Annotated in this window: 13 protein-coding genes and 1 tRNA gene; 9 read left to right on the top strand and 5 right to left on the bottom strand. The window is 51.8% G+C overall.

Going from position 1 to position 14782, the window contains the following annotated elements:
- Positions 1 to 362 precede the first annotated feature (362 nt).
- Entirely contained in the window at positions 363 to 683 is a 321-nt protein-coding gene (gene metJ / locus EHO01S_RS04085) for a met regulon transcriptional regulator MetJ (protein ID WP_005290910.1), read from the bottom strand.
- Between the two features lie 296 nt (positions 684 to 979).
- Here metJ and metB point away from each other — a divergent pair, with 296 nt between their 5' ends.
- The 4 genes from metB to EHO01S_RS04065 all read left to right on the top strand — a co-directional run bounded on the left by metB (position 980) and on the right by EHO01S_RS04065 (position 6092).
- Complete coding sequence (metB, locus tag EHO01S_RS04080; protein ID WP_024522767.1) at positions 980 to 2140, top strand: cystathionine gamma-synthase; 1161 nt, start codon at positions 980 to 982, stop codon at positions 2138 to 2140.
- A 3-nt stretch (positions 2141 to 2143) separates the two neighbouring features.
- Complete coding sequence (locus EHO01S_RS04075) at positions 2144 to 4582, top strand: bifunctional aspartate kinase/homoserine dehydrogenase II (protein ID WP_024522766.1); 2439 nt, start codon at positions 2144 to 2146, stop codon at positions 4580 to 4582.
- Between the two features lie 81 nt (positions 4583 to 4663).
- Positions 4664 to 4758: transfer RNA gene (locus EHO01S_RS04070), tRNA-Sec, on the top strand.
- Positions 4759 to 4919: 161 nt separating this feature from the next.
- Positions 4920 to 6092, top strand: coding sequence for a tyrosine-type recombinase/integrase (locus EHO01S_RS04065; protein ID WP_024522765.1), 1173 nt, complete (start codon positions 4920 to 4922; stop codon positions 6090 to 6092).
- A gap of 52 nt (positions 6093 to 6144) precedes the next feature.
- Here the strand turns inward: EHO01S_RS04065 and EHO01S_RS04060 are convergent, their stop codons facing one another.
- The 4 genes from EHO01S_RS04060 to sid form a co-directional block, all read right to left on the bottom strand.
- On the bottom strand, positions 6145 to 7830 hold the full coding sequence (locus EHO01S_RS04060; protein ID WP_024522764.1) for an AIPR family protein: 1686 nt from the start codon (positions 7828 to 7830) through the stop codon (positions 6145 to 6147).
- A 291-nt stretch (positions 7831 to 8121) separates the two neighbouring features.
- A complete protein-coding gene (locus EHO01S_RS04055; protein WP_024522763.1) occupies positions 8122 to 8697 on the bottom strand; it encodes a phage polarity suppression protein in 576 nt (191 codons plus the stop codon).
- Between the two features lie 14 nt (positions 8698 to 8711).
- A complete protein-coding gene (locus EHO01S_RS18140) occupies positions 8712 to 8954 on the bottom strand; it encodes an ogr/Delta-like zinc finger family protein (RefSeq protein ID WP_071818543.1) in 243 nt (80 codons plus the stop codon).
- Complete coding sequence (sid, locus tag EHO01S_RS04050; protein WP_051355191.1) at positions 8951 to 9703, bottom strand: capsid size-determining scaffold Sid; 753 nt, start codon at positions 9701 to 9703, stop codon at positions 8951 to 8953. The genes EHO01S_RS18140 and sid overlap by 4 nt, the downstream gene beginning before the upstream one ends.
- 549 nt (positions 9704 to 10252) lie before the next feature.
- On the opposite strand from sid, the gene EHO01S_RS04045 reads away from it, so the two are divergent.
- From EHO01S_RS04045 to EHO01S_RS04025, 5 genes are read left to right on the top strand one after another with little or no spacing between them, the layout of a single operon-like run.
- Positions 10253 to 10519 carry a helix-turn-helix transcriptional regulator gene (locus EHO01S_RS04045; protein WP_024522761.1) on the top strand — a complete coding sequence of 89 codons (267 nt, stop codon included), beginning with the start codon at positions 10253 to 10255 and terminating at the stop codon, positions 10517 to 10519.
- Entirely contained in the window at positions 10516 to 11067 is a 552-nt protein-coding gene (locus EHO01S_RS18135; RefSeq protein ID WP_024522760.1) for a host cell division inhibitor Icd-like protein, read from the top strand. The genes EHO01S_RS04045 and EHO01S_RS18135 overlap by 4 nt, the downstream gene beginning before the upstream one ends.
- Positions 11064 to 11291, top strand: a complete 228-nt coding sequence (locus EHO01S_RS04035; RefSeq protein WP_024522759.1) for a hypothetical protein — start codon at positions 11064 to 11066, stop codon at positions 11289 to 11291. Before EHO01S_RS18135 ends, EHO01S_RS04035 begins: the two co-directional genes overlap by 4 nt.
- Positions 11288 to 11608, top strand: coding sequence for a DUF5375 domain-containing protein (locus EHO01S_RS04030; protein ID WP_024522758.1), 321 nt, complete (start codon positions 11288 to 11290; stop codon positions 11606 to 11608). Before EHO01S_RS04035 ends, EHO01S_RS04030 begins: the two co-directional genes overlap by 4 nt.
- Before the next feature lie 14 nt (positions 11609 to 11622).
- Positions 11623 to 13950, top strand: a complete 2328-nt coding sequence (locus tag EHO01S_RS04025; protein WP_024522757.1) for a primase-helicase zinc-binding domain-containing protein — start codon at positions 11623 to 11625, stop codon at positions 13948 to 13950.
- Positions 13951 to 14782: the final 832 nt, after the last annotated feature.

Below are 14782 nucleotides of genomic sequence, written 5' to 3'. Positions count from 1 at the left end.
ATTAGCTTATTTATCATTGCATAATTATTTAGTTTTAATCTAAAAATATGAAAATAAAAATTTTGAATGATGTTATTAAAAATAATGCATTTGATCTAAAATACTAAACACTCTAAAAAATGATGCGTTAAAAATAAAAAATGCTGAAAATATAAATACCTAAATCACCTATTATTGATTTGTCCTGCGATGATGCGTCTTCTGGGAGAGGGGCAAGCAGGAAAAAGGTGTGAGCGAGATAAGCATATGACGCGTTCATTCCGCGAGCGGAGAGGCGATACGGTGAGTGGGTGAAAATGCGGCAGGGCCGGGTGTCGTAGGTAAGCGCGTCAAGGGGGCGCCGTATCCGCCGGCCCAGTGAGTTAGTACTCCCAGCTTTCCGGGTCGATCCCCAGCTGGCGCATTAACTCTTTAGCGGCCTCGGGGATCTCGTTGCTGCGGTCCTTGCGCAGATCGTCATCATCTGGCAGAGGTTGGCCGGTAAATGCATGTAGGAAGGCTTCACACAGCAATTCGCTATTGGTGGCATGGCGCAAGTTATTCACCTGACGGCGGGTACGTTCATCCGTGAGGATTTTTAATACCTTGAGTGGAATGGATACCGTAATCTTTTTAACCTGTTCACTTTTTTTGCCGTGTTCAGCGTATGGGCTAATGTATTCGCCGTTCCATTCTGCTGCCATGAGGAGATACCTTCACAAAAAATTATTCCGAAACCAACGCGCTATTATGCCCGATTGTATCCCGTATCCCTAACACAAAGCGGGATACTCGAGGGGATCCGAGCGGCAGATCGCGTTTCATGCGTCGGTGCTGACGATGGATACCCATGATGAGATTGAGTCAATTTTAGCGACTAATCTCCGCTACCACAATCCATACGCAAAGACTTTTAGATGTCTGGACGTATTGACGTCCAATTTTGCAGCGGTTACGCTCTATCCATTGCTTGCGACTATCTCAGGGAGGGTGTAACCAGGTGGGCTATCAACTGGCAACTCAGGCAGTGCGCTGTGGATTGAACGACGATGAGCAGTATGGCAGCGTGGTTCCCCCGATCCATCTTTCGACGACTTACAACTTCACCGACTTCAACCAGCCACGCGCTCATGACTATGCCCGGCGCGGTAACCCGACGCGCGATGTTGCCGAGCGCGCGCTGGCCGAGCTGGAGGGCGGGGCCGGCGCGGTGATCACCGCCAGCGGTATGGGCGCGATCCATCTGATGTGTACGGCATTGCTCTCCCCCGGCGATCTGTTGGTGGCCCCGCATGATTGTTACGGTGGCAGCTATCGGTTATTCGATAGCTTAGCGCGGCGCGGCGCCTTTCGCGTCATCTTCATCGATCAGAGCGATGCCCAGGCGCTGGCTCAGGCGCTGGCGCAACGGCCGAAACTGCTGCTGATCGAGACGCCGAGCAACCCGCTGCTGCGGGTGGTCGATATCGCCGCACTTTGTTCGGCCGCCCATCAGGCAGGCGCATTGGCAGCAGTGGATAACACCTTTCTCACTCCAATATTACAACAGCCTTTTTCCCTGGGGGCGGATCTGGTCTTACATTCCTGCACGAAGTACCTGAATGGTCATTCCGACGTGGTGGCCGGGGCGGTGATTGCGCGCACGGCTGAGTTGGCCCAGGAGTTGGCTTGGTGGGGTAACAACATTGGGGTAACTGGCGCGGCTTTCGACAGCTACCTGTTATTGCGTGGTTTGCGTACCTTGGCACCACGTATCGCCTTACAGCAGGTCAATGCCTTACGCATTGTCGACTGGTTGCAACAGCAACCACAGGTCGTGCGTCTGTATCATCCCTCGCTAGCACACCATCCTGGCCACGCCATCGCTAGCCGCCAGCAGCGTGGTTTCGGTGCCATGCTCAGTTTTGAATTGGCGGGTGGCGAGGCTTATTTACGGCGTTTCCTAAAAGCGCTGCAACTGTTTACACTGGCAGAGTCCCTGGGGGGGGTGGAGAGCCTGATCTCCCATGCCGCCACCATGACTCACGCCGGCATAACGTCGGAAGCGCGCAGGGCGGCAGGTATTAGTGACAGCCTGCTGCGGATATCCGTGGGAATTGAGGACGGTGATGATTTAATCGCTGATCTGGAACAGGCATTTCAGGCAGCAGCAACGAGGTAAGCGATGAGTGCACAAGCGGTAACGGGGCAGCAAGCGGCAGAGCGCCAGCTGCATAAGTTTGGTGGCAGCAGTCTGGCAGATGTGAAGTGTTATTTGCGTGTGGCAGGGATCATGGCGGAGTATAGCCAACCCGGTGACATGATGGTCGTTTCAGCGGCGGGCAGTACCACTAACCAACTGATTAGCTGGTTGAAGCTCAGCCAGAGCGATCGGATCTCTGCCCACCAGGTACAGCAGGCCCTGCGCCGTTATCAGAGTGAGCTAATCACGGGGCTATTGCCAGCAGAAATGGCAGAGCCACTCGTAGCGCGTTTCATCCGAGATCTTGAGCGCCTGGCCGTTCTACTCGACGGTACGGTCGATGACGCGGTGTATGCCGAGGTGGTAGGACACGGCGAGATTTGGTCTGCCCGTTTGATGGCGGCGGTATTGCAGAAACAGGGAATGGAAGCCGCCTGGTTGGATGCACGGGATTTTCTCTGCGCCGAGCGCGCCGCACAGCCACAGGTCGATGAAGCGCGTTCGCACCCCTTATTGCAGAAACTGTTGGCCGAGCATCCTGCAAAGCGCCTAGTGGTGACTGGTTTTATCAGTCGCAACGCTGCGGGTGAGAGCGTGCTACTGGGGCGCAATGGTTCCGACTACTCTGCCACCCAGATCGGTGCCTTGGCTGGTGTGCGTAAGGTGACCATCTGGAGCGACGTTGCTGGGGTCTACAGTGCCGATCCGCGCAAGGTAAAGGATGCCTGTCTGCTGCCGTTGTTACGCCTGGATGAGGCCAGCGAGCTGGCCCGCTTAGCGGCACCGGTATTGCATGCCCGTACGCTTCAGCCGGTTTCTGCGAGCGATATCGACTTACAGCTGCGTTGCAGCTATCAGCCACAACAAGGCTCGACCCGCATTGAACGGGTACTGGCCAGCGGTAATGGCGCCAAGATTGTCACCAGTCATGACGACGTGTGCCTGATTGAATTACATGTTCCGGCGGACCACGAGTTTAACCATGTACAGCAGGAAGTGGAGCGCATCCTGACGCGTATGCAGCTGCGCCCATTGGCGCGCGGTATTCACCGCGACCGCCGGTTGATCCAGTTGTGCTATACCGCCGAGGTAGTGGGTAGCGTCTTCAAGTTGTTGGAGGAGTCGGCGATCCCTGGGTTGCTGCAATTACGCGATGGTCTGGCACTGGTGGCAATGGTCGGTGCCGGCGTAAGCCGCAATCCGCTGCATGCGCACCGTTTTTATCAACAGCTGAAAGAGCAACCGGTCGAGTTTATCTGGCAGTCGGAGGAGAGTATCAGCCTGGTGGCGGTGTTGCGCTGCGGACCGACCGAAGCTTTGGTACAAGGTCTGCATAGTTCGCTGTTCCGGGCGGAAAAACGCGTCGGTCTGGTGCTGTTCGGTAAGGGGAATATCGGTTCGCGCTGGCTGGAACTGTTCGCCCGCGAGCAGGGCAACCTCTCTGCGCGTAGTGGTTTCGAGTTTATCTTGGCCGGGGTGGTCGACAGTAATCGTAGCCTATTGAATTACGAAGGGTTAGATGCCAGTCGGGCATTGGCTTTCTTCGACGAAGAGGCCCAAACGATGGATGAGGAGGCACTATTTTTGTGGATGCGCGCCCATCCCTATGACGACTTGGTCGTGCTGGACGTGACCGCCAGTGTGTCGCTGGCGCAGCAGTACCGTGACTTCGCCAGCTATGGCTTTCATGTGGTTAGTGCCAATAAGTTGGCCGGTGCCGCCGCGAGTCAGGAATACCGCCAGATCCGCGATGCGTTCGAGAAGACGGGGCGTCACTGGTTGTATAACGCCACCGTCGGTGCTGGCTTGCCAGTCAATTACACTGTGCGCGACCTTCGGGACAGCGGCGATACCATCCTGTCTATTAGCGGGATTTTTTCCGGTACGCTCTCTTGGCTGTTCCTACAATTTGACGGTACGGTCCCTTTCAGCGCCCTAGTGGATCAGGCTTGGCAGCAGGGATTGACCGAGCCAGATCCGCGGGTCGATCTCTCTGGCCAGGATGTGATGCGTAAGTTAGTGATCTTGGCGCGTGAGGCGGGTTATGACATCGAGCCCTCACAGGTACGCGTCGAGTCGTTGGTCCCTACCGGGGGAGAGCAGGGATCTATCGATCATTTCTTCGAAAACAGCGAGGCTTTGGATGAGCAAATGCTCCAGCGCCTGGAGGCGGCCAATGAGATGGGGCTGGTGCTGCGCTATGTGGCTCGTTTCGATGCCAATGGCAAGGCGCGCGTTGGCGTCGAAGCGGTACGGCCCGACCATCCGCTGGCGGCGTTGCTGCCTTGCGATAACGTCTTCGCCATCGAAAGTCGCTGGTATCGTGATAATCCATTGGTGATCCGGGGCCCTGGGGCCGGACGGGACGTTACCGCGGGTGCCATTCAATCAGATCTTAACCATCTGTCGCGTCTGTTATAACGTCTCACCCTACCCGGCGCGCCGGGTAGGGATATCCTCTTGTGCGTTGCTCTTGGTTTTAGGGTATACTCCCGCCCGCATGGAAGATCGTCGTCTCCGGTGAGGCGGCTGGACTTCAAATCCAGTTGGGGCCGCCAGCGGTCCCGGGCAGGTTCGACTCCTGTGATCTTCCGCCAAACCTCCTCCGCACTCATCCGAGAACATCTAAAAAACCTTTATTTTCAAATAAGATAGTAAATCATTCATCCGTGACCGTCCGACAAGTTCTCCCTGAATCCATGAAAAATATGTATAGTGATGTGTATAGATTTTTTATACCCATTTTGGGCTTATACACATGGCACTTACAGATATACAAATCAAACGAGCAAAGCCCCAAGACAAGCCATACACATTGAACGATGGGCAAGGTCTGTCATTGCTTATCAATCCCGATGGCTCGAAGGGCTGGCGTTTCCGTTTCCGCTTTGCCGGGAAAGCGCGGTTAATGTCATTTGGTAGCCACGATTTGGTGAGCCTTGCAGAAGCCCGTGAAAAGCGCGAGGTCGCCCGTAAGCAAGTTGCTAATGGAATCGACCCGGTTGAGGAACGGAAGGCGCAAAAACTGGCACAGCAGCTTTCAACAGAAAACTCATTCGAAGCCATAAGCCGCGAATGGCATGCAAACAAAGCTGACCGCTGGACAGTGGCATATCGCGACGAAATCATTAAGACCTTTGAGCAAGATGTTTTCCCGTTCATCGGCAAACGTCCTGTCGGTGAGATCAAACCGTTAGAATTACTTGAAGTGTTGCGACGAATTGAGAAACGTGGAGCACTGGAGAAAACACGTAAAGTACGCCAGCGGTGCGGAGAGGTATTTAGATACGCGATTATTACTGGCCGTGCTGAGTATAACCCTGCACCTGATCTAGCTATCGCATTGGCCATACCGAAGCAAAAACATCATCCTTTCTTATCCGCCGAAGAATTGCCTCATTTTATCAGAGATCTTGAAGCCTATACCGGCAGTATCATCACTAAAAATGCGACTAAGATAGTCATGTTAACGGGTGTAAGAACGCAGGAAATGCGCTTTGCTACGTGGGATGAAGTAGACCTTGAAAGGGGTATATGGGAAATACCGGCAGAACGAATGAAAATGCGTAGACCACACATTGTTCCCTTATCTACACAAGTAATTACCTTATTTGAGCAACTCAATCCTATTACAGGACATTACCCATACATTTTTATTGGAAGGAGCAACCGTAGCAAGCCGATCTCAAAAGAAAGTGTTTCACAGGTAATTGAGTTGATTGGCTACAAAGGCCGTGCTACAGGTCACGGTTTTCGACATACCATGTCAACAATATTGCACGAACAAGGGTTTGATAGCTCATGGATTGAAATACAATTGGCACATGTTGATAAAAATAGTATTCGTGGAACATATAACCATGCTCAGTATTTAGAGAAAAGGCGCTCTATGATGCAATGGTACAGTAATTATATCTATTCAGTTTTCTGATAATAGACAAATGCCGCATAAGCGGCATTCTTAATATAGCGGAGAGGTTAGATTAAATTTTCTCGGATATGGCCTTACAAATACTTGCATTCTTAAATAAACTAGCAAGAAATTTATCCTTATAATTTTCTTCAATTTCAAATATTAATTTCCCAAGCATATCTGATGTGGTTTCATACCAATCAATAGAAGAAATATCAAAATCAAAGTTATTTGCGATTTTATGTATTACCAACTTCCTAAAAACCAAAAATGCCAACATCCTATTCCCATGAACAAGAACACCATATTCTTTGCCAGATTTTTTAGGTATATTCGAAATCATTGAGCTGATTATTTCATCTATTCTGCGTAACGCGAAAACAGTATTTCGCAAATAAATGCCATTGGTTTGCGGGTTGAAAATTGTTTTATATGGTGCTTTATTAAGATTGTCATAGAAACGACCGATTTCTCTTTTCGCCTGAACTGCTAGGCCAACCTGCGTAGACGCACAAGCCAATGCAATGGTCGCCTCAGATAAATCGATTATGCTAGTAGATGTTTTAACGTTCTCACTTCTTACTATATTATACTCAATTCCTTCCAGTGACAGTTCTCTTTTCAACCGTATTTGCTCATCATCTAAGGAAACAAAGTCTCTGCTTTCGATTTTATTTTGACGGTTATTAGTTTTTGTCACAGTTGCACCAAAGCCTTCTGGCGCACCTTCTAGTGAAATTAATCGGATAGGTAAACGCAATTTAGCAAGATTTTCCCCTCCTTCTTGCGCATATTTACCAATTACGCTTACAGTCTGGGCTCCATTAACAATGCTGATATTGCTCGCTTTAAACGAACCAATCTCTCTACTATTTCCACCAACCATCGATTTTTTTATAGATTCAGCAACAATAGTTATACCGTTATTGTAATACCAAAATTTCTCAGGTTGTTCTTCAATTGTTCTCTTAACTTCATCATTTACTTCAGTGGCACCTAACATTTGTCTAATATTTTTGGCAAATAGTCTTTTCCCCTTTTTTATCCACCAATTTGCAACTTCTTCGCCAGCTACAATCCCGAAAAAACCTTGATGTGGCTCTTCAATTTTTCCCCATTGTGAAAGACCGATTTCCAGATCGATTGGTTCCCCATCCATACCCGAAGCAAGTCCACTATGAATTATCGCTTGATTTAGATGATGGAAACTAACAACATCCTCACTGGTTCCATCACCGGCATCGTTTAATTCATTAAGAATTGAATCCATTACTTGTTGGTTATGTTTGCTTAGAGTATTTGAACCCGTGTGAATTAAAACAAGATCAAATTTTGTATCAAACTCACCTAAAGCAGTTTCAATCATCTGTTTTTTTAGATTGATTTTGTTATTAAATTTATCAAGCTCAAGATTAATGAGGTCCAATACACCATCTTTAAACTTTCTTAAATCACCATTATCAGGCTCTCCTGTTCCATCCTTTTTCCATTTGGATTGAACAATAATCATTCTTTTACTTGAAGGAGAATAATGAATTGCATCAATACCATTATCATCGGCGCCATCAACAACTGCTGACGCGGCCTCATCTATCGAGGTATCTCCAATACAAAACACAGCGTAAGCAGAAAGACAACGAGTCAATCTTTTAGTTTGTATTTCTTTATCGTTAGGATTGAGATCACTGCTATCAATTTTATCAGCGAATAACGCCTGAACTTTGCTGCCAATTTGATTTACGTGAATAATGCTCATTTTCTATTTATCCTTTAAGTGGAGCACTGATAGGGGAAGTTTCACACCTTTTTCTACGCGTTTTTATCCTCTGAATCAATTACTTTAGCTAAGCGCCTAGCGCGCAATGCTTTCCCCGCCTCGCCTGTCCGCTTCATGGGGTGCTTTTAATGCAGGTGCATGAGACGGCGCAGGGCGCGCCAGGACTGGCACGGCGAGGGTTAGAAAATATCGTAAGGCGCATGCAAAGCCATGCACGCTATGCATGCATGGCTTTTTAGAGAAAAAATGCGGGGATTTACGGCGATTTTTTTATGCCGGGCGCTGCTGTTCCAGTGCGATTTTTCGGTGCATAAATTTCAGGTTTTCGGCAGGCGTCGTGCGGCTGATGGCATCCTGCCGGGCCGCTGTTTCTGGCCGTAGTCCCGCACTGTTTAAAATATCCCGACTGGCCTCGGCGTACTCAATGGCCGGGCTGATGGTCATACTGACGGCCAGCGCCTCCCGCAGGTATTCCAGTGCCCGATCGGCGGCCCGTGTGCGTAACAGTTCCGGCTGATGATTCAGCCCCATTAACTCCGGGGCCAGCGCACTGAGCAGCTCGGTGCCGTGACGTTGCATGAAGCTGCGCAGCTCCGTACGCACACTGACACGCAACAGTTCATCATGGGCATGTAGGTATCGATCAGCGTGTTGATTCATCTCCCACTGTTTCACGGCGATCAATTCACGCAGATAGGCCAGGCGATCGCCAGACTTGCCGCTGCTATCGGCCTGTAGGCTAGCCATCTCTAGCGTCGCCTTGGTCCATGCCTGACGGCTATCCTGCCAACGTGTTTTGGCCGCTTGGCACGCCATTGCCGCTTTTTGTAATGGGGTTGTCGTCATGTTGGTGTTCTCGGTTAATGTGAAAAGGGAGATCGATAGCAACCGGATACCCGGCGCGGCTCCGCCTGTGGTGTTGGCCGTTCTGCCGTTACCGGCTTGGCTGGCTGATGGATAATTTCATCGATGGATTCCAGCGTGCGGAACGTCGCCGAGCAGTGAACATTGGTGCACTGGTGATAGCGTTGCTTGACGTTATCCGATAAGTATCGGCTGCTGCGGGTATGGGCGGATTTACCGCAAAAAGGGCAATGCATCATGCGATCAGCCCCCGCGCCTGAAGCTGGGCTTTACGCTGCTGCATTTCTTCGTAAAAACGCATGCTCTGTGCCGGTGTTGCGGCGAGCTCATAGTCCATATGGGGGAGTGGGCTGGGCGATAACCCTATTTTGTACAGTACCGGCTCATCGTTTAAACGGATCTCATATTGGTCTACTTGCGCTTTCAGCCATCGACTGATTTCTGCCAGAACCTCTTTTTCGGCCGATTCAATGTCATGATGGCCAGCGCGATAGCGTTGTTGTTGCAAGGCGAAAATTTTGAGCTTGATTGCCCGGATGAGTGCAGGGGCTCCCTGTGACAGGGTGGTCTCAAACTCGCGCTGCACGTAGTCGTTTAACAGCGAAAAGTGTGCATCACGGTAGGCTTTTGCTGAGCTGCAACATGTGCCCTTTCCCTGCTCGAGTTCATAAGCCAATACCTCGGCAGCGTTCTCACACTCTTGCATCAGCTCCCGGCGGGCGACACGCTCCATATGCTGTTGCTTGAGCTCATCGGTGAGCACGGCACCATTGCGCAGGAATTGCTCGCGCCAGGCTTGCGTATCATCGAGGCCCGTTTGTTCCAGACGGGTTTTCTGCTGTTGGGCCTGCTCGATGGCATGCTGGATTTCATCCATCCGGTGCACGTTATTCAGATGATGAGTTTTGGCGCTCTCCAGCACTTGGAATGCCTTATCCAGCACGGCGGGGATCGCCGTCTCTTGTTGGGGGTGAGTGGTTGGTTTCATGGTCTTCTCCTGCTGCGTGATCAAGGTGAAATCATTCTGCAACGCACCACACAACCACACGAGCGATCACGGTTGTCGCAGGGATGGCACAAACAGAATCGGGCAGAACGGCAATCAGGGGGGCTAGCCAGAGAAAGGGGTGGGTAAACGTCTCTCTGTTTGTTTTTCTATAAATAACTATTCACTACTGTTCACTTGAAATAAAAAGATAAGTAATACAGTAAGATAAATGGTGAACAGTTGAGATAAAACTATTCACCGACTGTTCACTACTGTTCACTCTCTGTTTTTTCAGTCTGCCTGTTATTTAGATTTTTTAACGATTAAAAAAAGAAAATATAGAAATAAAAGTAATCATGAATGGGCCACCGGTTTGCCAACGTTTACCAAAAAACGGCCAACGTTTGCCACTGTATAAAAATCGCTCTGTTGTATGGTGGAGCACTACAAAATGACTTGTTGCCCTGAGGGAAAATATTCACAAAATAGAGAGCTACCCGAAGCCGGACGGACACGACCGGCACTGTATGGACTTTGTGAGGTAGCCTGATGTACACCGCTTTTTCTTCCCCATCTTCTGCTCCTGCCGCGCCGCTGATGCCGGTTTCTGATACCGTTTACGAGCGCTTTATTCGCCTGCCCGAAGTGATGCATCTGTGCGGCCTATCCCGCTCGACCATTTACGACCTCATCAGCCGGGAAGCCTTTCCGAAACAAATCTCCCTCGGCGGAAAAAATGTGGCCTGGGTACAGTCAGAAATCACCGCGTGGATGGCCGATCGTATCGCCGACCGTAACCGGGGCTACGACGCATGATGATCCCCGCACCGCAAACCCCCCCTTTTTCTGGCTTGCTTCTGTTGGCTGTTTCTGGGTATAGTTTTTCCGCTGTCGCAAAATCGGCAGCCGGGCGTAGGAACCCGAGTTACTTATTGGCGACACCAGACGCGCCAGGCGTCTTTTTTTGCGTCGTTGTCCAGGCATACCCATTTTCTGGGCTGTGGTGCTTACACCATGGCCCCTGTCAGATAATGGTGGCCCGGGCGGGGCAGCCTTCGGGCTGGCCGGTTTCCAATAAGGCCGGTATTCCTACCCCCGTCCGGGTCACCACCCATGAGCGTAGGAACTCCGGTGGTGGCATTTACCGCTACTTATTGGAGGTTGCCATCATGGCTACGATCCTCACCCCGTCACACTCGCAGTTTGTCTTTGTCTTCGCCGCTGTCCGCCGCGCTGATCGTCATTCCCCTATCTGTATGCTGCGCACCGTAGCTGATAACGAACGCAGTGCCCGCCGTTCCCTTGCCCGTGAGTATGTCCTGTCCTTTGCCGGTCGCCTGCCGGTGGCGGGGGTGTGCGCATGAAACATACCGCTATCGCCTTGCAAGACCTCGAATGCCTCGATCACCTGCGCAATGTTGGTCAACTGGTCGGTGAACTGATGCAGGAACAGGCGTGTGTCACCGTTCAACGTAACCCGGATCAAAAGCTCCAGCTTACCTCCCTGATTTACCTGATGACTGCCCAGCTCGATGGCGTGGTCGAGCGCTGTAACCAGCATTGGCTTGCCGGGGAGGACAATGTATGACTACGCCATTACCGCCTGTCCTGCGTGCCGCGTTGTACCGTCGTGCCGTTGCCTGCGCCTGGCTGACCCTGTGCGTACGTCAGCACCGCTATCCGGCACTCACCCTTGATACGTTGGAAAATGCCATTGCCACCGAGCTGGAGGGCTTTTACCTGCGCCAGCACGGTGAGGAGAAGGGCCGCCAGATTGCCTGTGCGTTACTGGAAGACTTAATGGAAGCCGGACCACTCAAGGCCGCCCCGTCACTGTCCTTTCTCGGCATTATCGTGATGGATGAACTCTGCGCCCGTCACATTAACGCGCCGGTATTGCACTGAGGGAGAAAACAACAATGAACATGAACGTCACGGACACCGTTAATCTGGCGCGCGGCCACTGGTTACACATTCTGCCAGCGCTGGGGATGAGGATAGTGAAAAACCGCCATCAGCCCTGCCCGGTATGCGGCGGTACAGATCGCTTTCGCTTTGATGACAAGGAGGGGCGAGGCACCTGGCTCTGTAACCAGTGCGGTGCCGGGGATGGGTTGACGCTGGTCGAAAAGGTATTGGGTGTTACGGCATCAGTCGCGGCCGATAAGGTGAACGCGGTGATCGGCACCCTGCCGCCGGTTGCCCCGGAGGTGATTGCGGCCGCAGAGGCTAAAACCGATGCCGACCGCAAAGCGGCAGCCGCGCTGGCCGTAAAACTGATGGCCAAAACCCGCACGGCCTCCGCGAATGCCTACCTGATCCGCAAGGGGTTCCCCGCTCATGCGTGCGCAGTGCTGACAGCCACGCACAAAACCGGCGGGGTCATTTATCGGGCCGGGGATCTGGTGGTGCCGCTGTATGACGAGGGCGGATCGCTGGTGAATCTCCAGCTTATCAACACAGACGGCCTGAAACGCACGCTGAAAGGCGGACAGGTAAAAGGCACCTGCCATACCATTGATGGCCAGAAACAGGCCGGGAAACGTCTGTGGATTGTGGAGGGCTATGCCACGGCCCTCACCGTACATCATCTGACTGATGAAACGGTGATGGTGGCGCTGTCGTCCGTGAACCTCCTTTCTCTGGTTAGCCTTGCCCGTCAGAAATACCCGGCCTGTCAGATTGTCCTGGCAGCCGACCGTGACCTCAACGGCGACGGTCAGACCAAAGCCGCCGCGGCCGCAGAAGCCTGTGAGGGCATGGTTGCCCAGCCGCCGGTGTTCGGTGACTGGAATGATGCCTTTATGCAGAAAGGCGAGGCGGCCACGCGGAAAGCGATTTATGACGCTATCCGCCCCGTAGCGGAGAGCCCGTTTAACACCATGAGCGAGGCGGAGTTTACCGCCATGAGCACCAGTGAAAAGGCGATGCGGGTGCATGAGCATTACGGCGAAGCGTTGGCCGTCGATGCTAACGGCCAGCTATTGTCACGCTATGAGGCCGGGATATGGAAAATCATTCCATCATCCGATTTTGCCCGTGATGTGGCCGGGCTGTTTCAGCGCCTGCGCGCGCCGTTCTCGTCGGGGAAAATTGCCTCGGTCATTGATACCCTGAAACTGATTATTCCGCAGCAGGATATACCGGCGCGTCGTCTGATTGGCTTTCGTAACGGGGTACTCGATACCAGCATCGGGATCTTTAGCCCACACTGTAAATCACACTGGTTGCGCACGCTGTGCGACGTGGATTTCACCCCACCCGTGGCGGGTGAAACGTTGGAAACCCATGCACCGAATTTTTGGCGCTGGCTTGACCGTGCCGCCGGTGGTCGTGCCGATAAACGCGATGTGATACTGGCCGCCCTGTTTATGGTGCTGGCGAACCGTTACGACTGGCAGCTTTTTCTCGAAGTGACCGGGCCGGGCGGCAGCGGAAAAAGCATTCTGGCCGAGATTGCCACCTTGCTGGCCGGGGCGGATAACGCCACCTCGGCTGACATCGACACACTGGAAGATCCGCGCAAGCGCGCATCCCTGATTGGTTTCTCGCTGATACGTCTACCTGATCAGGAGAAGTGGAGCGGTGACGGCGCGGGACTTAAGGCCATTACCGGCGGGGATGCCGTCTCTGTTGATCCGAAATACCAGAACCCGTACTCCACCCATATTCCGGCGGTGATCCTGGCGGTGAACAATAACCCGATGCGCTTTACCGATCGCAGCGGCGGCGTTTCCCGCCGCCGGGTAATTCTGCATTTCCCGGAGCAGATTGCCCCGGAGGAGCGCGACCCACAGCTTAAGGAGAAAATCGCCTGCGAGTTGGCGGTGATTGTGCGCCAGTTGATGCAGCAGTTCAGCGACCCGATGACGGCCCGCACACTGCTCCAGGCACAGCAGAACTCCGATGAGGCACTCTGCATCAAACGCGATGCCGATCCGGCATTTGATTTTTGTGGCTACCTTGAGGCGCTGCCAGAGCCGGATGGCATGTATATTGGCAATGCCAACATCATCCCGCGTCAGCCGCGCCTGTATTTGTATCATGCCTACCTGGCGTATATGGAGGCACACGGCTACAAGAACACGCTCAGCCTCACCATGTTCGGCAAGGGGTTGCCCGCGATGCTGAAAGAGTACGGGGTGAATTATGAGAAGCGCCGTAAAAATCAGGGCATACAGACCAATCTTGCGCTGAGGGAGGAGAGTAACGCCGATTGGCTACCAAAGTGTGACGCGCCAGAGTAATACCACCGAACCAGACCGGCAGCCGCCGGTCTTTTTTTATCTGAAAACCCTCAAAAATGAACAGTAAAGTGTTCACTGTTCACCAACCGTTCACGGTGTAATTCAATGAATTTAAACGATAAAAACGCACAGTGAACAGTGTGAACGGTTTTCCCTAAAAAAAGTTTTTTCTGTGGATGACATGCTTATATTCTGGTGGTGTAGCAGCTCAGTGACCCGATGAGTGCCTGCGCGCTGCTCCAGTCACACCAGAACTCCAATGAAGCGCTGCCGGAGTCGGATGGGGGTGTATGTTGATCATGCCAACATCATCTCGCGTCAGCGGCGCCTGTATCTGTATCCAGACCAGCCGCAGCCGGTCTTTTTTTGCCTGAAAACCCGTAAAAATGAACAGTAAAGTGTTCACTGTTCACCAACCATTCACGGTGTAATGCAATGAATTTAAACGATAAAAATGCACAGTGAACAGTGTGAACGGTTTTTCCTAAAAAAAGTTTTTTTGCTGTTTAATTATTAGTCGCAATAAGTGAAACTGGTTGGCGCTTTGAAAGTGTATATGAAAGTGTATATCCTCACTGTTGAGTTTTAGTAATATCATTATATTTCATTGTGTTGTGCATCGTTTTGCACTCCTGTGATCTTCCGCCAATTAGCCTCTACCGAACTCTCCCGACGTCAATAAAACCCCTTGTAATCCCTTATATATCAATCCCTCTTTGTATCCTGAGATCAACCAGCTTCAACCGGCATCAAGTGGTTTCTGGGGGCAGTCCAGTACGCTTAGGTTACTTGCACATCATGCCATGCTGTTTTGCGCCAAGGGTGTGCATCT

The organism is Edwardsiella hoshinae NBRC 105699 = ATCC 33379 (assembly GCF_000474215.1).
Lineage (GTDB): Bacteria > Pseudomonadota > Gammaproteobacteria > Enterobacterales > Enterobacteriaceae > Edwardsiella > Edwardsiella hoshinae.
This window is presented reverse-complemented; position numbering and strand designations above follow the sequence as displayed.

What these genes read in the sequence shown, in the direction of transcription:
- metJ (WP_005290910.1), bottom strand. Translation starts at nt 683, where the DNA reads ATGGCAGCAGAATGGAACGGCGAATACATTAGCCCATACGCTGAACAC.
- EHO01S_RS04075 (WP_024522766.1), top strand. Translation starts at nt 2,144, where the DNA reads ATGAGTGCACAAGCGGTAACGGGGCAGCAAGCGGCAGAGCGCCAGCTG.
- EHO01S_RS04065 (WP_024522765.1), top strand. Translation starts at nt 4,920, where the DNA reads ATGGCACTTACAGATATACAAATCAAACGAGCAAAGCCCCAAGACAAG.
- EHO01S_RS04060 (WP_024522764.1), bottom strand. Translation starts at nt 7,830, where the DNA reads ATGAGCATTATTCACGTAAATCAAATTGGCAGCAAAGTTCAGGCGTTA.
- EHO01S_RS04055 (WP_024522763.1), bottom strand. Translation starts at nt 8,697, where the DNA reads ATGACGACAACCCCATTACAAAAAGCGGCAATGGCGTGCCAAGCGGCC.
- EHO01S_RS18140 (WP_071818543.1), bottom strand. Translation starts at nt 8,954, where the DNA reads ATGATGCATTGCCCTTTTTGCGGTAAATCCGCCCATACCCGCAGCAGC.
- sid (WP_051355191.1), bottom strand. Translation starts at nt 9,703, where the DNA reads ATGAAACCAACCACTCACCCCCAACAAGAGACGGCGATCCCCGCCGTG.
- EHO01S_RS04045 (WP_024522761.1), top strand. Translation starts at nt 10,253, where the DNA reads ATGTACACCGCTTTTTCTTCCCCATCTTCTGCTCCTGCCGCGCCGCTG.
- EHO01S_RS18135 (WP_024522760.1), top strand. Translation starts at nt 10,516, where the DNA reads ATGATGATCCCCGCACCGCAAACCCCCCCTTTTTCTGGCTTGCTTCTG.
- EHO01S_RS04035 (WP_024522759.1), top strand. Translation starts at nt 11,064, where the DNA reads ATGAAACATACCGCTATCGCCTTGCAAGACCTCGAATGCCTCGATCAC.
- EHO01S_RS04030 (WP_024522758.1), top strand. Translation starts at nt 11,288, where the DNA reads ATGACTACGCCATTACCGCCTGTCCTGCGTGCCGCGTTGTACCGTCGT.
- EHO01S_RS04025 (WP_024522757.1), top strand. Translation starts at nt 11,623, where the DNA reads ATGAACATGAACGTCACGGACACCGTTAATCTGGCGCGCGGCCACTGG.